Source organism: Lentzea sp. NPDC004789, assembly GCF_053601075.1.
Window position 1 is genome coordinate 124,032 of the sequence record NZ_JBSGBE010000012.1, and the last position, 20,835, is coordinate 144,866.

Here is a 20,835-nt window from a genome sequence, read left to right on the forward strand (position 1 = left end):
ACAAGAGCCGCCTACACCCCGTTGTGGACACCTGCCGACCGGCCGGGTGAATCAAGACGGCCTCACGGGTGACTTGTCACGCGGAGTGCCTGCACCGAACGGGTCATCTCCGGCCCACGCCTCGACCAGGACGCGCTCGGCACCGGGCACCAGTCCGCTGATCAACTCGGGCTCGTCGAGCACCGTCCACGCCGTCGGCGGCTCGCAGGCCACCCGCGGCGTCGGGAACCCGTCACCCAGCCCGCGCACGAACGTGCGAACCGCCCGCGCCAGCGCCGCCGACACGTTGTGGGTGGCCCTCTCCGCGCTCGGCTCGGTGATGACGACGGCCCAGCAGCCGGGCTCCTCGTCCGAGCAGTCGCGGGCGTCCACGACCCGTGCACCGGTACGGCTGATGAGCGCGTCGCACGCGGCACGCGCCTGTTGCTCGTCCGCCGCCTCGACCACCACGGTGATCAGCAGCACGAGGTCGTCTTCGTTCATCGCGGTCCGGATTGTCCCTCAGCCGGGCCGCCTGGGTGGCGTCGGCCTCGTTTGGCCGTTCGGGGGTTGCGGGTGAGCCGAGCGTCTGGCTAGCTTGACGAAGCAACTTCATCGCCCGCCGAGTGGGAACCAGCGGCAGGGCATCTTCTGGGGGGAAGATCGATGAGCGCCGTGAAGCGCCTTTTTTCGCATGCGACCGTGAGCCTGTTCGTCGTCGGATCGACGGCTCCTTCGTCTCGTCGTCTGTTGCCGCGCGCCGCCTGACGCCCGCGTGACTCCCTGACCCGGCCGAGGCCTGCCGTGCCTCGCCGAGTCCCACTGCGCGTTGGGCCGGCTCGTGCTGCCCAACGGGATCTGAACCGAGAACTCGTCTCTGGGGGGACCAAAAAATGAGAGCTCTACGACGTCTCACAGCCGGTGCCGGCGCGGTGCTGGTGGCGGCGGCCATGACGGTGGCGGCGCCGTCCGCGGCGTTCGCGACCAAGGACCAGTGCGCGGGTGGCGCCAACGGGTTCGTGGACATCCCGGACAACCTCTCCGGTGTGATCGCGGACAGGAGGAACAACTCCGTCACCGACCTGTACCTGATGTTCGGCGGGGTGCAGGGCAAGAACCGGGGCTGGGCGTACCTGGGCTCCGCTCCCGGCACCAACTTCGGCGGAGACGGCTACCTCGTGTGGATGGACTGGTCCATCAACGGCGGGAGGACGTGGATGCAGTGCGGCCCGTTCAACACGAGGGCGGGGCTGCACAGCATCACCAGCGCGGCCAAGGACACGGACCCGACGTACAGCTTCAGGGCCGGTGCCCTCGTCAACGGTCAGCTCCTGCTGACGAACTGGATCTGAGCCGTGGTCGACGAGAGAGTGCGGGACGCACAGAAGTTCATCAACTCCTACAACGTCTCCGGCATCCCGAAGCTGGAGGAGGACGGCAAGACCAGCTGGTCGGTCATGTTCGCCCTCACGCGCGCGTTGCAGCACGAGCTGCGCATCACGGCGCTGTCCGACACCTTCGGACCGGGAACTCTCGGTGCGCTGCAACAGAACTACCCGGTGATCGACGGCCGCAACACGCACGCCAACATCAACCGCATCATCGGGCACGGCCTGTACTGCAAGGGATATTCCGCCGGCCTGGTGAACGGCACGTACAACAGCGAGATGTCCGCGTCGGTCACCCAGCTCAAGCGCGACATGGGGGTCGGCGGTGTCTTCACGGGCGACGGCGTGACGCCCAAGGTGTTCAAGGCACTGCTCACCATGGACCCGTACGTCCTGATCGACGGCGGCCGCAGCCAGGTCCGCGCGGTGCAGCAGTGGTTGAACGGCAACTACGTCGGGCGACGCGACTTCTTCATCATCCCGTGCGACGGCTACTTCTCGCGGGACGTGCAGAAGGCGCTGCTGCTGGCCATCCAGTTCCAGATCGGCATGGCGGACGGCGTCGCCAACGGCGTTTTCGGCCCTGGCACCAGGAGCGGCATCAGGAACAACCTGCTCTCGGTCGGCTCGTCCGGCACGTGGGTCTCGCTGTTCACCGCCGCAATGATCTTCAACCAGCGCGACGGCGTGGTGTTCGACAGCGTCTACACCTCCGAGCTCGCCGGCGCGGTGCAGGCGTTCCAGCGGTTCGTCGTGCTGCCGGAGACCGGTCAGGGCGACTTCCAGACGTGGGCCTCGCTGCTGGTCTCCACCGGTGACGAGACCCGCAGGGGCACCGCGCTCGACTGCGTCACGCAGATCACCCCCGCCCGTGCCCAGGCGTTACGCGGCGCCGGGTACCAGGTGGTCGGGCGGTACCTGTCGAACGTGCCGAACACCACGCTCAACAAGATGATCCAGCCGGGCGAGCTGAACACCATCGTGTCCAACGGCCTGCGCGTCTTCCCGATCTACCAGACCTTCGGTGGTGAGGCCGCCTACTTCAACCGCGAGCAGGGCATGGCCGACGCGCACGCGGCCATCTGGTGGGCCAAGTACCACGGTTTCAAGCCGGGCACGCGGATCTACTTCGCCGTCGACTACGACGCGCTCGACTACCAGGTGTCCGACAACATCATCCCGCACTTCCGGGGGATCAAGGAGGTCATCGCCGAGCACGGCGGTGGCTACCAGATCGGCATCTACGGTCCGCGCAACGTGTGCAGCCGGGTGCGCGCCGAGGGACTGACCACGGCGAGCTTCGTCTGCGACATGTCGACCGGGTTCTCCGGCAACCTCGGCTTCCCGATGCCGGTGGACTGGGCGTTCGACCAGATCTCCACGATCAGCGTGGGTTCCGGCGACGGGCTGATCGAGATCGACAACGACATCGCGTCCGGCCGCGACCTGGGACAGGTCAGCTTCAACCCGCCGGAGGCACCGGCCGGTGTGGACCGTCCGTTCGACATGAGCATGCGCAACGCCATGCTGCGCGACGTCCAGACGTACCTCGAGTCGATCGACGTGCCGGAGACCGGTGGCCCCGCCGCGGACGTCCTGTGGCCCAACAGCACCACAGACGCGTTCAACGTCATCATGAAGTACGACGGGCTGATCACCGAGCTGGCGCAGACGCTGCGGATGCGCAAGGCGGCGATCCAGTGCCCGCTGCTGTGGGAGTACCGCAAGTTCAACTCGCTCGACACCGCTGCCGACGCGGCGGTGATCGCCGGCGTCGACGGCGACTGCAGCACCGGTCTCGCGCAGATCTTCGCGTGGGTCGCGATCGACGCGCGGAACCAGTGCATCCGCGACGGCATCATCAACGGCGACATCATGAACAAGGACAACAGCGATCACATCAAGGCCGTCTGGAACAAGCTGCACTACGACCCGATCTACAACGTCAGCACGATCCCGCTGGTCCTCATCGAAGCGGCCCGGCTGATCACGCTGCCCCGTCCGCGCCTCGACTGGTTCGAGTACCAGTACCGGGACACCTTGGCCCGCTACAACGGCACCGGTCCGAAGGCCCAGGAGTACGGTCGGCAGCTGATCGGGTTGTTCCGCGTCTTCGAGAAGTACAACGCACCGATTCGAGGCCAGGCACAGTAGTGGACAGCACCAGCACCGAAGAGTCGCCGCGGTGGAAGTCGGTCGTCGGCTGGACCTGCGCCGTCGTGTTGAACGCCGGAGTGGGTTGCGCGGCGGTGATACCTCTCGCGATGTTCGCCTACGTCCTCATGAACACGGTCGGCGACTGGCTCGGCCTGACCGGCCGCGACACGAAGTTCGGCGGGGACGGCGAGTGGACCGAGGTGACGCTGGCGTCGGTGCTGGTGCTGTTCTGCGTCGGGGTGTACTTCGTCGTCAACAAGGTGGTCGCGCTCCTGCTGCCGAAAACGGCGCGAAGGCTGTTGTGGCTCGTCTCCGCAATCAGCGCCATCACTCCGGTCGTCGTGGTGATGATCGCGCCGCAGGTGTGGACCGCGATCAGCTGAAACCGAAGCTCTGGGGGAAGACATGGAACTCAACAACGCAGTTGCTCGACGAACAGTGCTGCGCGCGGGTGCGGGAGTGGCCGCGGTGGCGACCATCGTGCCGTTGCTGGAGACCGCCGCGGTCGCCGCGCCGGTCCAGCCGAAGGCCCGCGGCGTCGAGCACAGCGCCAACGGCTGGGAAATCGAGAACGGCGTGGACGCCGCCGGCCAGATCTGGACCCGCGAGGTGCAGGGCACGGGGTTGAAGGTGCCGTTGCGCATCGGGCTGGCGCAGGTCGTGCTGCACCACGTGATCCGCCGCTACCACTACAACGTCGACACCCTGCGGCCCGGTGAGGTCGTGGGCTTCCTGCCGCACGACCGCAAGCAGCCCGCCTACCAGAGCAACCACGCCTCCGGTACGGCGATCGACATCCGGCCCGGCTCGTACCCGGTCGGCACGAAGGAGCTGTTCGGCTCGCAGCGGGTGGCGATCCGCTCCATCCTCAACGAGTGCCGCGGGCTCGTGGCGTGGGGTGGCGACTTCGCCGTACCGGACGAGGCGCACTTCCAGATCGCGGTGAAGCCCGGTGACAAGCGGCTCGCGAAGCTCGTGGAGTCGCTCGCCGGGTTCAAGTACTAGGCAGGTCGCGGACAAAGGAAAGAATGCGCGTGACAGCGGTGCCGTCGTCGAGGAGTCCGGGCACGATGAACTCCTCGAAGGCGGTGCCGCGAATCCGGTCCGTCCCGGCGCGGGTGTCCGAAATCGGCACGATCTCGTCGTCCGCGCCGTGCAGCCACAACGTGGGCAGGTCGCCCAGCGCCGGCCCGAAGTTGACCTCGTCCATCAGGCCGGCCAGCTCGTCGGACGCGCCGTCCCACATGCCGAGCACCGGCGACACCAGCACGAGCGCCGCGACCCCCGCGTGCGTCTGCGCGTACCGGACCGCGGCCGGCGCGCCGGTGAAGTGTCCAATGAGGACGACCGGCAGGTCGGCGTCCCGCACCACCGCGGCCACGTCCTCGGTCACCACGGCCGGAACTCCCGTGGTGCGCAAGGCAAAGGCGATGCGCTCGCCGTGGGTCAGCACGGCGAGCCATCCTGGTGCGTCCATCTAGGAAGCGTAGAACGCGCTGATCTCGATCCGGCCGCCGGAACACACCGGCCCGAACGTCCACGGCACGGTCAGCGGCACCGTCTCGTCCGGTGGGATGGCCGCGGCCTTCGACGGCTCGGGCTGGCACGGACCATCGACCGGCTCGTCGCCCGACGGCACGACACCCCAGTGCAGGTTCGCGGAGGCCTTGCCGCCGGGCGCCAGCTTCAGCGCGGCGGGACCCGGATCGGCCTTGCGCTCCAGCTTCGTCGGCAGCGCGCCGGACGCGTTCTCCAGCTGGAAACCGCTGTAGCCGTTCAACGTGCACGGCATGGTGCCGGTGTTCGTGACGATGAACTTGCCGTACCGGTTGCCCGCGCCGGCATCGGTCGGTTCGACCTGGCCCTTCAACGCCGACGAGTCGCAGCGCTTCACGACCGGGACGGCGGCCTCCGAGTCGGCGGGGGCGGCGGTGGAACTGGAGGTCGACGTCGGCGGGGTCGACGTCGGCATCGTCTGGGTGCCGGTGTCCGCGGTTCTGCCGCCGCAGGCCGTCGCGGAAGCAAGCACCAGCAGGCCGCAAGCGATCGTCCACCGTCGAGTCATGGGTGCACCTCCTACCACCGAAGGATGTGCCCAAATATCAACTCGGCCACACAACGTGCCGGTAATTCACTCGATGGGCTGGCGATGAGCCGCCTGCCTGGTCTCGTACCTGGTCAGGAGCACGCCGTCGGGAAAGGTCCTGGTCTCCACCAGAGTCAGGTCCACCCAGTTGTCCAGGGCCGTGAAGAACGGCGTGCCGCCGCCCATCAGGACCGGCGCGGTGACCAGCACGTACTCGTCGATCAGCCCGGCCCTCATCGCCGCCGCGGCGAGAGTGGCGCCCCCGATGTCCATGGGCTCGCCGTCCTCGGCCCTGAGCCGGGCGATCTCGGTGACCGCGTCGCCGGTGACCAGGCGGGCGTTCCAGCCGACCGCGCTGATCGTGGAGGAGAACACCACCTTCGGCATGGCCAGCCAGCGGCGGGCGTACTCGATCTGCGCCGGGGTCACACCGGGCTGCTCGGCGGCGGTCGGCCAGTGGGAGCTCATCGTCTCCCACAGCTTGCGCCCGTACAGCGCCAGGCTCGTCGCCGCGACCCGGTCGGACCACCACCCGAACAGCTCGTCGCTCGGCGCGCTCCGGCTGAGTTCGCCGCCGGGCCCGGCGATGTAGCCGTCCAGCGACACGTTCATGGCAAAGGTCAGTTTCCGCACGCCGTCAGCCTCCCGTGAGTCCTGTGTCAGGCATGCAGACCGGCACGGTGCGGAGAAGTCATCGGTCTTTCAGGACTGGGCAGCCGACCTGATGTCCCAGCCGTCGGGCAGCACCGACATGCCCTTCACCGCCGCGGTCCACAGGTACGTCCAGGCGATCCGGCCGTCCGGCAGCACCACGCGCACGCGCCGGTAGTCGTCGCCCTCGTACTCGTCGAGCATCGGCAGGGCCTCCTCGGGCGACCGCAGCCTCAGCACGAAACCGGGCACGCCCAGGCCGGCGCCGGGACGCAGGGCGGGGTAACCCAGGCCCGTGTCGAACAACGTGCCCGGCAGGTGGGTCTCCTCGGCCTCCACGACGTGCGGCTCCATCAGGTGCCAAGCGTTTGCGCCCGGTTGGAGGGTGCCGTAGACGAACAGCAGCTCGGGCCAGTCGTCGGCCGACGGGTCGCCGTGCACCTCGGTCACGTCCAGTCCGTCGGTCACGGCAGGCCTCCCGCCCAGCACGCGGGCGTGTCGCTGCGAGACGTCCGCGCAACGGACCATACGGCCGTTCACGAGCACGGGCATCCGCTTCTTGGAGCCCGCGGTGTAGGCGAGCACGCTGTCGACGACACCGCCGTTGTAGAGCACCACACGGCCCGTGTGCAGGCGTACGAGGCGATAGCGCAATCCGCGGCCCTCACAGCGGTCCAGCACGCGCAGCTGCTCGGGCGTGGCGAACCAGACGGAGTGCTCCTCGACGTGGCCGGGCTCGGCCGCGAGGGTCGCGGGGCGCTGGCCGTCACGCGCGCGCATGCCCGCGGCCCAGACCGCAGAAAGGCCCTCGCACCGTGCGCGCAGCACGACCGCGGGGCCTTCGAGTCCGAGCTCCTCGCGGAGCCAGGTGACCTTGCTGGGGTTGGCGTTCGAGCCGTAGCCGAGCACCGGCATTCGGGCCGCCAGTGGCGGCTCACCACGGTTCGCCAGCCATTGGTCTAGATCGATGTCCTCCGGCTCAACCCGCCAGCCCGACTCCATCCTGAGGTCCGGTCGCACTGGCCAGCCCGTTTCGTCGACGTGGACGAAACAGTGGTCTGGACGTGTGCCCGGATAGGGCTCCGCCGGATGGCTTTCGTCGGTAAACGGTTGGGCCATTGGTCCATTGTGCCAGGGCGAGGGGCCAGATTGCGCCCCCTGATCGTGACCCATCCGATGTCTAAGCGCAGTTCCTAGGGGGTTAGTGAGATCATTCACTTCGCATTCGAGTGACTGACCCGATGTCTAACTGCCGACACTCCGACGAGTCTCAAGCGTGCAGAGGTCCTCAGTTGAACTCGGGATGCGCCTCCGGGTGCGCGTCCCACCACTTGCGGTACTCCGGATTGCGGTCGAGCACCGACCGGTAGGCGTCGGCGGCGCACGCGAACACCTCGTGCGCGCGCCCCGCCACCGGCGAGTCCCGCCGCGTCGCCACGAAGATGTCGGTCATCAACGGCATCCCGCGCAGCCGCCTGATCACGATGCCGTCCCCGGTGCGGGACGGTGCCGCGGCGAACGACACGCAGCCGCCCGCCACCAGGCCGCGGGCCATGCTCGCCTCACCGGTGTGGTGCGTGAGCCGCGGCACGAACCCCGCGTCCGCGCAGGCCTGGAACATCTGCGTGCGGCTGCCGATGTGCTGCTTGGGCGGGGTCACCCAGTCGCGGTCGGCGAGCTGGGCCAGGTCGATCTCCTCCTGGCCGGCCAGCGGGTCGGACTCCGACAGCGCGACGAACGCCGGTTCGGTCACGAGCTTGCGCAGCTCGATGCCCGCCAGGTCACGCGCCTGCATGCCGTCGAAGAACTCGAACAGCGCCACGTGCACCTGGCCCGCTTCGAGCATGTCCACGATCTCCGACGACGACGGCCGCACCTCCGCGCGCACGTCGGCGTTGAGCTGCCGCAGGTTCTCCACGATCTTCGCGAAGTACAGGATCGGGATGCAGCCCAGGAACAGCGGTCCGCACCGGTCGGTCGCCTTCGTGGTGCTGATCAGCTGGGCCATCTCGTCGAGCACGAGCCGTGCCGTACCGAGCACCCGTCTGCCCAGGTCCGTGGGCTCGCACCCGTTGCGCGACCGGTCGAACAGCTGCCCGCCGACCAGTCTCTCGACGGTGCGCAGCTGGGCGCTGAGCGCGGGTTGGGTCAGTCCGAGCCGCGTCGCGGCCCTCGTCACGCTGCCTTCCTCGGCGATGGTGCGAACCGCGCGGAGGTGGCGGAGCTCCAGCTCGGGCATAAAGACCTTGTATCCCCGTTCTGAATGCGCCGCCACCCTTCGATCGGGCCATAGTGGTGGCAGTCATCCGGCCCGGCGCTTGCGGCAGCGTCCGAGGTCCGGCGCGGGAGGGTGCGCACCCCTTCGGCTCGACGCTGCTGCCGCGCACCCTGCGCTCCGCGGCAGCAGCGTCGAGCCCGGTCCCGGGTCAGGGGATCACGACCGCCGCGCCCGTGACGGTCACCCGGCGGTCCTCGCGCGTGGCGTCGACCTCCAGCCGGGACGGCCTGCCCATGTCCTCGCCCTGGCTGATGACGAACCGTTGCGGCCCTTCGAGGTCGCGCAGGTAGCCACCGAACGCGGCGGCGGCAGCGCCCGTCGCGGCGTCCTCCACCACGCCGCCGACCGGGAACGGGTCGCGGGCGTGCACGAGGTCGGCGGACTCGCGCCAGAACAGGTGCACGGTCGTCAGGTCGTGCGCCAGCATCAGGTCGCGCAACGCGTTGAAGTCGTAGTCGAGGTCCGCGAGCTGTTCGCGGGACTTCAGCGGGATCAGCAGGTGCCGCGCGCCGCCGAAGCCGACGTGCACCGGGCCGTCGCCGATCTCCTGGTACCCCAGCGCTTCCAGCGCCTTGCCGACGAGCTCCGGGTCCGCCTCGGACGTGCTGGTCGGCACGCTGGTCAGGCTGGCGGTGCCGGCCGCGGTCTCGATGGTGATCTCACCGGCCGGCGTGTGGAACGTCAGCGACCCGTCCCCGATCCGCTCCGCCAGCGCGACGGACGTGGCGATGGTCGCGTGGCCGCAGAACGGCACCTCCGCCTCGGGGCTGAAGTACCGGACGTCGAACTCGCGCCCGCCCCGCGGCAGCACGAACGCCGTCTCCGAGTAGCCGACCTTCGCGGCGATGACGCGCATCTCGTCGTCGGACAGGCCGGTCGCGTCGAGCACGACACCGGCCGGGTTGCCGCCCGCCGGGTCCTTCGTGAACGCGCTGTAGCGCAGCACGCCCTGGTCGGTCATGCCCTCTCCCACCGTGTAACCGTGCTGGAGCCTGCCGAACACGTACTTGCTGGTGACGTACTTGAACCCGGCCTTCTCCAGCACGCGTCCGGACGCGACGTTCTCGGCCTGATGGCCCGCGAACACACGGGGTTTGAGGGCGAGTGCCTTGTCCCGCAGCACCACGGCGATCCGGCTGGCGAGGCCGCGGCCCCAGTGGTCGGCGTCGACCCAGTAGCCGATCTCCATCTCGTCGGGACGGCGGACGACCAGCTGCCCGATCCCGACGACGACGCCGTCCTCCACCACCGCGTGCAGGCCGAAACCGTGTTCTTCCCAGTGCCGCAACGCCTGTTCGTGCCGTTCGGCCACGTACTCCGGGGTCCAGGGCTTCCCGTCGCCGACGTACCTCGTCATCCGCGGGTCGGTCGCCCAGCGCAGCAGGTGCTCGAAGTGCTCGTCTGCCCAACGCACGAGTTCCATGCGATCCATGGTGCCTCAGCGCAGTTGCGGGAGTAGCCCCTCGCAGGTGCGGACCACGACCTGCGCGGCCCGGCGCTGGTCGTTCGGCGCGTGCACGTCGGCGGCCTGCGCCTGCCACCGCACCAGCGCGTCGAGCAACGCCTCCCGCTGCTCGCGCGGATCGGCCTCGTAGTCGAAACCCAGGCGCGCCAACGGGGTGGTGCCCTCGGCGCCGACCAGCCGCAACGCCTCGGCCTGCAGCTCGGCCGGCAGTTTCGTGCGTCCGGCCTGCAACGCCGCCACGAGCCGCAGCTCGCGGAAGTCGTGCGCGGAGGCGACGACCCGTTCCAGGTCGGCCATCAGCTTGCGGGCGTTCTGCCGCGGCTCCATCCGGAACAGCACGTCCAGCGCCAGCAACGCCGACCGCGCCTTGAGGATCTCGCGGCGTTCGGTGAAGTGGATCGCGATCGAGTCGCGCAGCTCGCCCAGGCCGCTGCGCTGCACGAGCTGGCCGGTGAGCTTGACCTGCGTGTCGAAGCCCTGCCGGATCAGCGCGGTGATCAGCCGGACGCCGAAGATGCCGAACCGTTCGAGCAACGCCTGCCGCACGGCCGGTTCCATCGCGACCGGGAACTGCTCGCCGACGAACCGGTCCGCCGACAGCAGGTGGTCCTCGAGCTCCTCACGGCCGAGCGAGGCCAGCACGCGCAACGCCGCGAACTCGTCCTCCCGCAAGGTCTTCGCGGCCACGGCCAGCAGCCCGGCGACCGAGACCACGTTCTGGCACAACGGTTGCACGGCCACGTCACGGCGGTAGCGGCGGGCGATCTGCTTGGCCGACGACAGCGCGTCGATCCGCCCGGCGCCGATCTCGTCGGCGCGGGCGAGCACCGCGACCGTGTGCACGTTGGACACCCTGGCGATCGGGTGGTCGTTGGCGGCCTGCAGGAACTTCAGGTCGTCGTCCTGCACGTGCCGCATCAGGTACAGCAACGCGTCCGCCTCGCCCAGCACCTGCTCCGGCGTGGCCTCGGCCGGCGTGTCGATCAGCACGACGTCCCGCAACGTCCGCGCGGGCCACTCGACGACGACGCGGTCGGCGCGGTCGAACTGGCCGATCTCGACGTGGTGCCTGCCGCCCCGCCTGCCCACCGCGACCTCGTGCGGGCGGCCGGGTCCGGAGAACACGTGCGCTCGCGGTTCGGTGCCGTTGCGGTACCAGACGAAGGAGTTCAGCGGCGCGAACTCGTCGCCGATCAGCGCGCTGACCACAGTGGACTTGCCGATGCGGGAACGACCGGCGACGGCCACGCGGACCGGTTCGGTGTAGCGCTCGACGTGGGAGCGCAACCAGCCGGTGGCCCGCGGGCTGTCGCGGTAGACGGCCAGTGCCTCCTGCAGCATCGACCAGACGACGCGGTCCAGGGTCACGCGGAGAGCTCCATCGCCGGACCGCCGAGTGCCTGCACCCGCTTGTAGAGCGTGATCAGCTTGTCCAGCTCCTTGCGGCCCTCCCGCAACCGGCGTTCGCGCTCGGTCTGGTCGTCCTGCACCGCGCGCTTGGCGCTGCGGGCCGACTCCAGCAACGTCTCCTGCAGCTCCTCGGCGAGGGTGCTGAAGTGGTTGCGCAGCGAGCGCTGGATGTGCCGGCCGGCGTCGCGGACGTCCTTGGAGAACTTGATGAAGAAGTCGTCCACGTGCCGTTGCGCGGCGGCCTTCGCGGCGGCCTGGCGGCGCTTCAGCCTCTGGTCGCTTTCGTCCAAAATGGACTTACCGCCGAACAGGGCGCCGGCGCCGAGCGAGACCACGTTGATCAGCGGCAGCCCGGCCAGCGAGGTGACCAGGCCGAACATCAGCACACCGCCGTACGAGCCGCGCAGACCGGTGAAGAGCTTCTGCGGCACGGAGAACGGCTCGATCTTCGGCTTGTCCAGCTTGCCGACCGGCTCCAGCAGGTCGTCCGGCAGCACCGAGCCGGGGATCAGGTCCTCGCGGTAGACCGGGAAGTTCTTGGCGACCTTCGCGGCCACCCACTCCGCGCGTTCCATCAGCCAGGCGAAGTTCGTGGTGGCGGCCTCGTTGAGGTTGTCCTCCAGCCACTGCTCGAACTTGTCCCAGCCGATCGCGGGGTCGGCCTCGTCGTAGGTCTTGTCGACCTCGCGCAGGATCTTGCGGGTGCGGTCGCGCAGGTCGTACTCGACGTCGGAGATCAGGTCGGCCATCTCGTCGTTGAGCACGTTCTGCCAACGGGCGGACCGGCGCCGCAGCTCGTCGACCCGTCGCTGGGCCTCCTGCAGCGTCGAGATGGTGGCGGCCGTGTGCGACGAGTCGTGGGCCGTCAGCTCTTCCCGCAACGGCGTGACGAGCTGGCTGATCGCCGACGAGGCCACGACGGCGACGGCACGACGGGCCAGGAGGTCCGCCGACGCCACGATGTCCCGCTGCACGCAGGCCAGCAGCTCGGGGAAACCGGACTCGGTGTTGAGCCGCTGGTCACCGGTCTTGGCCGCGCGCAGGCGCAGCGCCGACGACACCGGGATGAGCTTGGCCGGAATGCCGGCGCGGGCGAGCAGGGCCTTGTTGCGCTCCACGACCGTGCGCCAGGCCGGCACCAGGTCGATCTTGGTGACGACCACGGTGACGTTCGGGCAGGCCTCCATGACCTTCTTGAGCAGCGCCATCTCCGCCGCCGTGAGCTCACCGGTGGCGTCGGAGACCAGCAGCGCGGCGTCGGCCTGCAGCAGCGTCGCGAACGTGCTGGCGGTGTGCGCGGATCGGGTGTCACCCACGCCGGGGGTGTCGATCAGGACCAGCCCGTTGTCGAGCAACGCGCGCGGGATGCCGATCTCGGCGCGCACGACGTGTTGCGAGCGGGCGGTGGTGACCTGCTTGGTCACCTGCTCGATCGGGACCGCGATGCGCTCGGTCGGCGTGTGGAAGATCGACCCGCGGGCGGAGGCGTTGCGGACCAGCGCGGCCGACGGCGTCTCCGCGTGCTGCACGAACGTGGGCACGGTGGTCGTGATGTCGTCGCCGACCGCGCAGACGGGGGCGTTGAGCAGGGCGTTGACCAGCTGGCTCTTGCCCTGCTTGGACTCGCCGACGACGAGAACGCGCAACTTGGGGTCGAGCTGCTGAGCCCGCTTCTCGCGCAGCCGGGCCTCGAGGTCGGGCCTCCGGTGCGTGACGCAGGCGTCGATCGTGTCGTCGAGCACGTCGAGCCAGGGCGGTGCCATCACCTGACTCATAGTGCCGTGTTCACCCCCTTGGGTGAAAGCCTCGAACGCAAGACCGGTTCCGTTCGGGGGAGACGGGGCTGTTCGCGGCGGGCGGTGATGTTGCTCACCGAGCAAACCGCGATGCCGGTTTTGCCTGGTAGACGCCGAACCGGCCCTGTCCACGTGAGACAGGGCCGGTCCGCGATGGGGAGAGTGGCTCAGCCGAGCAGGCCGTGCAGGTCGAGGTCGCCGACCACCGGCGCGTGGTGCGCGACGTCGGTGACGGTGTTGACCACGTTGCCGACGCCGGCGGTGTGGTCGACCAGGCCGGTCGCGGAGTGGGTCACACCGGTGACGGTGTCGACGGCGCCGGTCGCGGCGTGCGTGGCCTGGCCGACGGTGTCGAGGGTCTGGACGCCGACGTGGCCGTCGGTGATGTGGTTCAGGCCCGAGACGTTGAGGGAGCCGATGCCGGCGTCCCCGCCGCCGAGCACGCCCAGGGTGTCGTGGGTCAGGCCGGTCACGCCGCCGAGGTGGCCGAGCACGCCGTCGACGCCGGGAACGGCGTGACCCGCGGTCGCCAGCGTGCCGTCGACCGTGGAGGTCGCGGTGTCGGCCACGTCGAGGGCGGCACCGGTGACCGGGGACGCCGTGTGGTCGAGGACGGAGGTCACGTCGTTGACCGCGGAGAAGTCGCCGCCGAGGCCCACGTTGGACGAGGTGAGCGCGCCGAGGGTCTTGTTGGCGGCCATCAGGTTGAGGCCGTTGCCGTCGACCGCGAGCACGCCGGCGGACGAGGTGTGCAGGTCGCTGAGGTTCACACCCGACGAGGTCAGCTGAGACGTGACCGCCTGCAGCTGGCTGATGGCGCCGAGCGGGCCCTGCGCGAGGAGAGCGTCCGTGGGCAGCTGGAGGTCGAGACCCTCGACGGTGGGCAGACCGTCGACCGCGGGGACCAGGTCGAGGACCAGCGGGATGACCTCCTGCACGTCCACGGCGGTGATGTCGGCCAGGCCGGCCTGCTCCAGCGTGCCCTGAGCGTCGGCGGCGAAAGCGGCCTTGAGAGCCGGGTCGCTGAGAAGGTTGAGCACGAAGTCGTGGAGCGTGCTGGTCGACTCGATCATCTGAGGGACTCTCCTGTTGAAGCACGTATCAATTGGTGTGTGCCGGAAAGCTATGAGAGCGGGCCCGTCCCCGACATCGGGGATCACTCCCAGTAGATCCCCGTTCCCCAATGGGGTGACGCTCGTTGAGCCCCTAGGGGATTAGGGGCGGTGCTTGAGTGCCTCTTGTTCACCCGTGTAGGTACTGGTCGCTGCTGCGAACAGGTGAGGAAGAGACTTGGCGTACGTACTCGGAGTCGATGTCGGGACCACCCGCACGACTGCTGCCGTGTGCCGCCTCGACGGCGCCAGGGAGGCCGAGATCGCCCTGGTCGTGCCGTCGTTTCTGCAGCTCACGGACGCTGGGACGTTCTCGGTGGGCGAGCTCGGCGCCGTCGGGTGGACGGCCACCGGCTTCGCCCGCAGAGTCGGTGACGCGGTGCCGTTCTCGCTGGGCCCGGAGATCTGCCCGGCCGAGGAGCTCACCGCGTTGCTGATCATGTGGGTGATCGGCGAGGTGGTCGCCCGAGAGGGTGAACAGCCCCGTCACGTGGCCGTCAGTCACCCGGCCGGGTGGGGCCCCTATCGCCGCGGGCAGCTCCACGCCGCGCTGCGGGCGGTCGGTGTGCACGACGTGACGCTCGTGCCGGAACCGCTCGCGGCCGCGGAGAACCACGCCGTGCGCTCGCGCGTGCTGCCGGACTCGTCGTTGGCCGTGTTCTCGCTCGGCAGCCACGCGTTCGCCGCGTCGGTCGTGCGGCGCACGCAGGGCCGCACGTTCGAGCTGGGCAACCACGTCGAGGGCATCGACCACCACACCGGCGCGGACTTCGACGACCTGCTGGCCGCACTGGTGCGCGGCCGGCTCGGCAAGGACGGCGTCGTGTCGGTCGCCGAGTGCGAGGCGGCCAAGCGGGCGTTCGGGCCGTCCGTCGTGATCAGCGGCGTCGAGATCACCCGCGACGAGTTCACCGAGGAGATCCGGCCTTCCGTCGACCACCTGGTGAGCACCTTCGTGCGCGCGCTGGGCGCTGTTCAGCCCGATGCGGTGCTGCTCGTCGGCGGCGGCTGCCGGATGCCGATGATCGGCGACGCGCTGTCGGCCGCGGTCGACTGCCGCGTGCTGGCCGAGGCGGCGCCGGAGCTCTCGGTCGCGAAGGGCGCCGCCGTGGCCGCACGGCTGGTCGTCGTGGGTCCAGAAGCCGAGCCCGAACCGTTCGACACCTCCGTGCTGGTCCACACCCGCGAGGCGTCGTTGCGGTTCCCGGTCGGCGAGATCGCCGGTCCGGAGGACGACGAGTTCACCGCGCCGCCGCCCCGCCCGCCGGTGGACGTGTCCCCGCTGGACCTGCCGCCGCCTCGGGTGAAGCGCATGGCGAGCGCGTTGAAGCCCGTCGGGCGGCGGTCCGACAAGTCCCGCAAATTCGACGATGAGGATGGCCGTTGAGCGTGACCACGCGAGCCAGGTTGGTGCTGGACGCTTCCGTGCGAGGTGTGCTCGACCGGATCAACGACGCCGCTGAGGGCACCCGCCTGCGCGTGGTCGTCGCGGCGCCTGGTGGTCACGGCAAGACGGCCGTGCTGGAGGAGATCACCAACTCCGCGGTGCGCGTGGTCGACGACGCGCACCTGCTGGACGACGCCTCCCTGCGCGCCCTGGCCGCGGAACCGCTGCTGGTGCTGGCGTACCGGCCCTGGCCCCGGCGTTCGGTGCTGGCCGAGCTGACCCGTGGCGCGGTGGTCGTGCCGCTGGCGCCGTTCTCCCGCGAGCAGGTCCGCGAGTTCCTGCGCGCGCCCAAGCCCGTGGTGGACTTCGTCTTCGCGCAGACCGGTGGCGTGCCGGCGTTCGTCGAACGGCTCGGGGCGGCGTCCGAGGTGTCGGCCGAGGTGCTGTCGGCGTTCCGGGCGGACCTCGACTGGCTGGACGCGGACCTGCAGAAGTTCCTGCTGGCCGCCGAAGCCGGCGCGGCACAGCGGCTGGATCTCCTGTCGGCCTTGCTGGACAAGGACTTCGACGAGGTCAGCGACATCATCGAGGCCGCGCGGGCCACCGGGATGCTGGCCGAGGACGGCACCCTGCTGCCGTTGGCGCATCGGGCGGTCGGGGCGCTGACGCGTGCCGAGCGGCGGATCGCGGTGCGGCAGAAGCTGGCGCAGCTGCAGCTCGAACGCGGTGGCCCGGTCCTGGAGCTGGTGCGGCCGTTGCTGGACAGCGGCATCGGCGGACCGGTCTTCGCCGCTGCCGCGCGTGAGGCGCTCGCCTCCGATCCCGCGCTCGCCGCCCGGTTGTTCGCGGCTTCCACCGGCGGTGGGGCGCCCTCCGCCGAGACCGCCGCCTCCTGGGCCACGGCCGCCGCGATGTCCGGGGACCTGGACGCGGCCCTGCGCCTGGCCGACCAGGTGATCAGCGCTCCCGACTCGTCGTACCGGCGCACGGCAGCCGAGGTCGCGGCCGTCGCCTTGGCGCACCGGGGCCAGCTGGCCAGGAGCACCGAGCTGTTCCGGTGGGCCGCCACGCCGTACGCGGCCGCGTTCGCCGGGATCGGGCTGATCGGCACCGGGCACCGGTTCGACGAGGCCCCGCCGCAGCCGCCGACGATGCTCGGCGGGGCGGCTTCCCTGATGCTGCAAGGAGTCCGGCAGTCGGTCTCCGGCGCCGAGACCGCCGCACTGTCCACTTTGGTGCGCGCCTCGTCGATGCTCGAACCCGCCGGCGGTGCGGTGCTGCTGCCGGACAGCCCTGCCGCGCTGGCGGCCTTGGTGGCCGTGCACTGCGGCGAGCCCAACGTCGCCGAGTCGGTGCTGGACCGGGCGGTCGAGTCCGCGACCGGTGGTGTGCTGATGTCGGTGCGGCACCGGCTGCTGCAGTCCTGGCTGCACATGTTGCGGGGCAACCTGGCGGTCGCCCGCGAAGGCCTGATGTCGGTGCGCGGAGCGTTCGAGCCGCGCGACTGGATCTTCGCGGTGGCGCTGGAGGTCGGGGTGGCTCGGCGCAACAGCGACCTGGCCACCCTGCGGCGCACGTGGGAGCAGGCCTGCGAGGCCGTGCTCCGGCATCCGGTCGACCTGTTCTCGTTGCTGCCGTTGGGAGAGTTCGCCGCGGCCGCGGCCCGGTTGCGGGACCAGGACCGGCTGGCGCCGCACTTGCGGCAGGCCCTGGGGTTGTTGAAGTCGCTGGGGAATCCGCCGTTGTGGACCACCCAGCTGCACTGGAGCCTGCTGCACGCGGCGATCATCGACGAGAACACCGCCGCGGCCGAGGAACACGCGGCCGCCTTGGCGGTGAACCGGGAGCACTCGCGGTACTGCGGCATCGTCTCGGTCGCCGCCGAGTGCTGGCTCGACGTGGTGGCCGGGAAGGTCGATCCGGACCGGGTCGAGGTGGCTGCCCGCAGCCTGCACGCCGTCGGGCTGTGGTGGGACGCGGCTCGGCTGGCCGGGCAGGCGGCCATCCGGACGGCTGATCGGCAGGCGATGGTCCGGCTGCTCGACTGCGCCCGGTTGTTGCAGGGGCGGCCGGTTTCCGCCCGGCGCGCCGGGGAGAGCGAGCCGGTGGGCGTGGCCGAGGACGCCGGGAAGCTGAGCGACCGCGAGCGGGAGGTGGCCCGGCTGGTCCTGGAGGGGATGACCTACAAGCAGGTCGGGGACCGGTTGTTCATCTCGGCCAAGACCGTCGAGCACCACATGGCCCGGATGCGGCAGCGGCTGGGGAGCACTTCCCGGTCGGATCTGCTGGCTCAGTTGCGGCACATCGTCGGGGCATAGGGCGCGAGCGAGCCGCCCGCCGCACCGAACCCGCCGGTGGGCGCCTGTGCCCCGATCGAAGGCATCTGCGGTGCGCCTTCTCGTGGGAAAATTGCTCCGATTGAGCGAGTAAAGGTTGTGACGCCGCGAGATCGCGGTACGCCCGTTGGGGCGAAGGGCCCCGCCCATCGGGACGGTGTGGTTTGCTGGCGGTAGGCTTCCGCACCGTTGCTCGCCGAGCAGGTCTTAGGTGGATCGATTTGCCGAGCCAGGACGACGCGAGACCGTCACGTCCGATGGGGCGTGACGAACTGGCGCGCGACTGGGCGATCAAGGTCAGTCGTACTGCGTACGTACCGCTGTCGGCGGCGAAGCTGACCGAAGAGCTGCGTGAGCTGTTGAACCTGGTGGCCGAGGCGCTGGCCCAGGACCCGGCCGCGGCCGGTCAGGTGGGGACCAGGCTGGTCGAGATCCACTGCGTCGGTGCGGAGAGCCTGCGGAAGTCGGTCGAGATCCTGGCCGACTTCGTGGCGCAGGAGGGGGCCGACGCGCATCGGGCGGCGCTGGTCATCGGCGCGGTGTCGGCGGCGTACACCGGGGCCATTCAGGCGTTCGTGCTGGAGCAGCAGGAGAGCGTCAGTCAGGCGCTGCTGCGGGCGAACCGCGCGGTGCAGCTGGATCTGCAGGCCAGCGAGGAGCGGTTCGAGGACATCTTCGCGCACTCGTCCACCGGTATCGCGATGGTGAGTCTGGACGGGGAGCTGGAGCGGGCCAACGCGGCACTGTGCACCATCCTCCGCCGGGACGACGTTGCCGGGATGACGCTCACGGATCTCATCGCTCCCGCGGATCTGCCGCTCGTCAACGACGCGCTGGCGGGCCTGAAGTACGGGCGGATGCGGCGGGTCGAGGAGCGGCCCCGGTTGATCGACCGGGACGGTGAGCACTTCCGGGTGTTGCTCGCGGCCACGGTGCAGAAGGACGCGGAGGACAACCCGAAGCACTTCGTCGTGATGATCGACGACGACAGCCAGCTGACGTTGCTCGGCGGGCGGTTGCAGTACCAGTCGTTGCACGACGCGCTGACCGGGCTGCCGAACCGGCAGTACCTGACGACGCGGCTGGAGTCGTTGCTGCACAGCGACATCGAGCACGGCGTGACGCTGTACCACCTCGACCTGGACGCGTTCGCGGTGATCACGGACGGCCTCGGGCGCGAGATCGGTGACAAGGTGCTGAAGCTCGTGGCCGAGCGGCTGTCGGCGGTCTTCTCCAGTGAGAAGGCCATGGTCGCGCGCCTTGAGGGTGACGAGTTCGCGGTGCTCGTGGAGAACGGGCCCGACACGCCGGACGTCGACACGACGATTCGGATGATCGAGCACGAACTGGCCGAACCGGTCTACTTCGGTGATCACGGGGTGGCGGTGTCTGCGACCATCGGGGTGTTGCCGCGGCTGACTCCCGGCGAACACCCGGCCGAGGTGCTCAGGGCGTCGGACATGACGCTTCGGCGGGCCAAGCGAAGTGGGCGGCGGCAGTGGGGGCTGCACGACGCCACGCAGGACAAGCGGGAGCAGGAGGAGTTCGCGCTCGCCGCGGTCATGCCGGGGGCCTGGGAGAGCGGCGAGATCGACGTCGTGTTCAACCCCGTGATGAAGCTCGACGGGTCGGGGCGGATCTGCGTCGAGGCCGAGCTGAACTGGCGGCACCGGGACGTCGGGCTGATCCCGCACGAGAAGTGCGTGTCGATGGCCGAGCACACCGGGTTGATGCTGCCGCTCGGCGAGTGGATGTTGCGCCGGGCTGCCGAGGCGGCCCGCGGGCACGACGAGATTCTGGCGGTGTGCCTGACCGCGGGCATGGCCAACAGCCCGGACCTGGTGCGGGACGTGCGGCGGGTGCTGGCGGACACCGGGCTGCCGGCCGCGCGGTTGTTGCTGGGCTTTCCGGTGCACGTGCTCGCGTCGGAGGACAGCGAGGCCGCCGACAACCTGGACCTGTTGTCGGACATGGGGCTTCACATCGGGGCGCGGGACTTCACCGGGTCCACGGCGGAGATCGAGCTGGTGCGCGAGCTCGGGGTGACGGCCGTGCGGGTGAAGGGGCGTGCTCAGAAGCCCGATGAGCTGGTGTCACACGTGCTCAGCGACCTCGTCGTGTTCGTGCACGAGGCCGGTGGGCTCGTGGTGGTCGACACGATCGAGGACGCTGAGCAGCTGGACTGGTGGACTGAACTCGGCGCCGACGCCGGGGTCGGGCCGGTGTTCTGCGTTGAGCCGACTACGCAGTGGCCCGACGCGGGTTGAGGTGCACGAGGATCAGCGCGAAGCCCGCGATGGTCACCATGCGCAGGGCGGCGGTGATGCCGTTCCAGTCCTTCGACTGCCACATCGCGAACCACTCACCGCCGACGGTGATGAAGCCGCCGAGGAACAACGCCACGATCATCAGCAGACCGGCGGAGGCGAACCTGCGCGCGCTGTCCTCCCGGTCGCGGAGGTACGCGATGGTGCCCGCGGTCAGCAGGACCGCGGAGACGGCCTCCCACGCGATGATCGCGACGTAGACGATCGTGACGACGGCGGGACTGGTGATCGCCCGCCACTTCAGTTCCTTGCCGAACGTCGTGTCCATGGCGAGGACGTGTTTCACGAAGGCCTCGTTGGTGCCGTAGTCCGTGACGTTCCCGAGCACCACGAGAAGCATGTTGAGCGCGATGAACCCCACGGTCACCGCGACAACCGCGCGCAAGCTGCCGACCCGAGCAAGAAGACGCATGGCGCGGACAGTAACCGATGGGGTGCAGCCGGTGAGCCCCTTCTCTCCACT

At 69.8% G+C, this 20,835-nt stretch carries 18 protein-coding genes; 7 read left to right on the forward strand and 11 right to left on the reverse strand.

Annotated features, from left to right (window positions below):
- Positions 1-51: 51 nt before the first annotated feature.
- Complete coding sequence (locus ACWEIJ_RS26300; protein ID WP_449839894.1) at positions 52-483, reverse strand: hypothetical protein; 432 nt, start codon at positions 481-483, stop codon at positions 52-54.
- A gap of 389 nt (positions 484-872) precedes the next feature.
- On the opposite strand from ACWEIJ_RS26300, the gene ACWEIJ_RS26305 reads away from it, so the two are divergent.
- From ACWEIJ_RS26305 to ACWEIJ_RS26320, 4 genes are read left to right on the forward strand one after another with little or no spacing between them, the layout of a single operon-like run.
- Positions 873-1,331, forward strand: a complete 459-nt coding sequence (locus tag ACWEIJ_RS26305) for a hypothetical protein (RefSeq protein ID WP_449839895.1) — start codon at positions 873-875, stop codon at positions 1,329-1,331.
- 3 nt (positions 1,332-1,334) lie between these two features.
- Positions 1,335-3,521, forward strand: a complete 2,187-nt coding sequence (locus ACWEIJ_RS26310) for a glycoside hydrolase domain-containing protein (protein ID WP_449839896.1) — start codon at positions 1,335-1,337, stop codon at positions 3,519-3,521.
- The gene (locus ACWEIJ_RS26315) at positions 3,521-3,907 is read left to right on the forward strand and encodes a hypothetical protein (RefSeq protein WP_449839897.1); all 387 of its coding nucleotides are present in this window, start codon (positions 3,521-3,523) and stop codon (positions 3,905-3,907) included. The genes ACWEIJ_RS26310 and ACWEIJ_RS26315 overlap by 1 nt, the downstream gene beginning before the upstream one ends.
- Positions 3,908-3,929: 22 nt before the next feature.
- Positions 3,930-4,529, forward strand: a complete 600-nt coding sequence (locus ACWEIJ_RS26320) for a M15 family metallopeptidase (protein WP_449839898.1) — start codon at positions 3,930-3,932, stop codon at positions 4,527-4,529.
- On the opposite strand, the gene ACWEIJ_RS26325 is transcribed toward ACWEIJ_RS26320, so the two are convergent.
- The 9 genes from ACWEIJ_RS26325 to ACWEIJ_RS26365 all read right to left on the reverse strand — a co-directional run bounded on the left by ACWEIJ_RS26325 (position 4,519) and on the right by ACWEIJ_RS26365 (position 14,283).
- A complete protein-coding gene (locus ACWEIJ_RS26325; protein ID WP_449839899.1) occupies positions 4,519-5,001 on the reverse strand; it encodes an alpha/beta hydrolase in 483 nt (160 codons plus the stop codon). The genes ACWEIJ_RS26320 and ACWEIJ_RS26325 overlap by 11 nt on opposite strands.
- Positions 5,002-5,589, reverse strand: a complete 588-nt coding sequence (locus ACWEIJ_RS26330; protein ID WP_449839900.1) for a DUF4232 domain-containing protein — start codon at positions 5,587-5,589, stop codon at positions 5,002-5,004.
- A gap of 66 nt (positions 5,590-5,655) precedes the next feature.
- Positions 5,656-6,243 (reverse strand): dihydrofolate reductase family protein, encoded by a 588-nt coding sequence (locus ACWEIJ_RS26335; protein WP_449839901.1) that lies wholly within the window; start codon positions 6,241-6,243, stop codon positions 5,656-5,658.
- A 69-nt stretch (positions 6,244-6,312) separates the two neighbouring features.
- A complete protein-coding gene (locus ACWEIJ_RS26340; RefSeq protein ID WP_449839902.1) occupies positions 6,313-7,176 on the reverse strand; it encodes a gamma-glutamylcyclotransferase family protein in 864 nt (287 codons plus the stop codon).
- 373 nt (positions 7,177-7,549) lie between these two features.
- Positions 7,550-8,500 carry a LysR family transcriptional regulator gene (locus tag ACWEIJ_RS26345; RefSeq protein WP_449839903.1) on the reverse strand — a complete coding sequence of 317 codons (951 nt, stop codon included), beginning with the start codon at positions 8,498-8,500 and terminating at the stop codon, positions 7,550-7,552.
- Between the two features lie 187 nt (positions 8,501-8,687).
- The gene (locus ACWEIJ_RS26350; protein ID WP_449839904.1) at positions 8,688-9,962 is read right to left on the reverse strand and encodes a PhzF family phenazine biosynthesis isomerase; all 1,275 of its coding nucleotides are present in this window, start codon (positions 9,960-9,962) and stop codon (positions 8,688-8,690) included.
- A gap of 15 nt (positions 9,963-9,977) precedes the next feature.
- Entirely contained in the window at positions 9,978-11,372 is a 1,395-nt protein-coding gene (locus ACWEIJ_RS26355; RefSeq protein WP_449839905.1) for a hypothetical protein, read from the reverse strand.
- Positions 11,369-13,189, reverse strand: coding sequence for a dynamin family protein (locus ACWEIJ_RS26360; RefSeq protein WP_449839906.1), 1,821 nt, complete (start codon positions 13,187-13,189; stop codon positions 11,369-11,371). The genes ACWEIJ_RS26355 and ACWEIJ_RS26360 overlap by 4 nt, the downstream gene beginning before the upstream one ends.
- Before the next feature lie 188 nt (positions 13,190-13,377).
- Positions 13,378-14,283 carry an IniB N-terminal domain-containing protein gene (locus tag ACWEIJ_RS26365; RefSeq protein WP_449839907.1) on the reverse strand — a complete coding sequence of 302 codons (906 nt, stop codon included), beginning with the start codon at positions 14,281-14,283 and terminating at the stop codon, positions 13,378-13,380.
- Positions 14,284-14,500: 217 nt separating this feature from the next.
- Here ACWEIJ_RS26365 and ACWEIJ_RS26370 point away from each other — a divergent pair, with 217 nt between their 5' ends.
- The 3 genes from ACWEIJ_RS26370 (at position 14,501) to ACWEIJ_RS26380 (ending at position 20,312) form a co-directional block, all read left to right on the forward strand.
- Positions 14,501-15,709, forward strand: coding sequence for an Hsp70 family protein (locus tag ACWEIJ_RS26370; RefSeq protein ID WP_449839908.1), 1,209 nt, complete (start codon positions 14,501-14,503; stop codon positions 15,707-15,709).
- 2 nt (positions 15,710-15,711) lie between these two features.
- Positions 15,712-18,027 (forward strand): LuxR C-terminal-related transcriptional regulator, encoded by a 2,316-nt coding sequence (locus ACWEIJ_RS26375; protein WP_449839909.1) that lies wholly within the window; start codon positions 15,712-15,714, stop codon positions 18,025-18,027.
- A 275-nt stretch (positions 18,028-18,302) separates the two neighbouring features.
- Positions 18,303-20,312 (forward strand): diguanylate cyclase domain-containing protein, encoded by a 2,010-nt coding sequence (locus ACWEIJ_RS26380; RefSeq protein WP_449839910.1) that lies wholly within the window; start codon positions 18,303-18,305, stop codon positions 20,310-20,312.
- Here the strand turns inward: ACWEIJ_RS26380 and ACWEIJ_RS26385 are convergent.
- Positions 20,287-20,784: a DUF2165 domain-containing protein gene (locus ACWEIJ_RS26385; RefSeq protein WP_449839911.1), complete on the reverse strand. Its 498-nt coding sequence runs from the start codon at positions 20,782-20,784 to the stop codon at positions 20,287-20,289. The genes ACWEIJ_RS26380 and ACWEIJ_RS26385 overlap by 26 nt on opposite strands.
- Positions 20,785-20,835: the final 51 nt, after the last annotated feature.

What these genes read in the sequence shown, in the direction of transcription:
- ACWEIJ_RS26345 (WP_449839903.1), bottom strand. Translation starts at nt 8,500, where the DNA reads ATGCCCGAGCTGGAGCTCCGCCACCTCCGCGCGGTTCGCACCATCGCC.
- ACWEIJ_RS26325 (WP_449839899.1), bottom strand. Translation starts at nt 5,001, where the DNA reads ATGGACGCACCAGGATGGCTCGCCGTGCTGACCCACGGCGAGCGCATC.
- ACWEIJ_RS26365 (WP_449839907.1), bottom strand. Translation starts at nt 14,283, where the DNA reads ATGATCGAGTCGACCAGCACGCTCCACGACTTCGTGCTCAACCTTCTC.
- ACWEIJ_RS26385 (WP_449839911.1), bottom strand. Translation starts at nt 20,784, where the DNA reads ATGCGTCTTCTTGCTCGGGTCGGCAGCTTGCGCGCGGTTGTCGCGGTG.
- ACWEIJ_RS26360 (WP_449839906.1), bottom strand. Translation starts at nt 13,189, where the DNA reads ATGAGTCAGGTGATGGCACCGCCCTGGCTCGACGTGCTCGACGACACG.
- ACWEIJ_RS26330 (WP_449839900.1), bottom strand. Translation starts at nt 5,589, where the DNA reads ATGACTCGACGGTGGACGATCGCTTGCGGCCTGCTGGTGCTTGCTTCC.
- ACWEIJ_RS26305 (WP_449839895.1), top strand. Translation starts at nt 873, where the DNA reads ATGAGAGCTCTACGACGTCTCACAGCCGGTGCCGGCGCGGTGCTGGTG.
- ACWEIJ_RS26300 (WP_449839894.1), bottom strand. Translation starts at nt 483, where the DNA reads ATGAACGAAGACGACCTCGTGCTGCTGATCACCGTGGTGGTCGAGGCG.
- ACWEIJ_RS26340 (WP_449839902.1), bottom strand. Translation starts at nt 7,176, where the DNA reads ATGCCGGTGCTCGGCTACGGCTCGAACGCCAACCCCAGCAAGGTCACC.
- ACWEIJ_RS26380 (WP_449839910.1), top strand. Translation starts at nt 18,303, where the DNA reads ATGGGGCGTGACGAACTGGCGCGCGACTGGGCGATCAAGGTCAGTCGT.
- ACWEIJ_RS26350 (WP_449839904.1), bottom strand. Translation starts at nt 9,962, where the DNA reads ATGGAACTCGTGCGTTGGGCAGACGAGCACTTCGAGCACCTGCTGCGC.
- ACWEIJ_RS26320 (WP_449839898.1), top strand. Translation starts at nt 3,930, where the DNA reads ATGGAACTCAACAACGCAGTTGCTCGACGAACAGTGCTGCGCGCGGGT.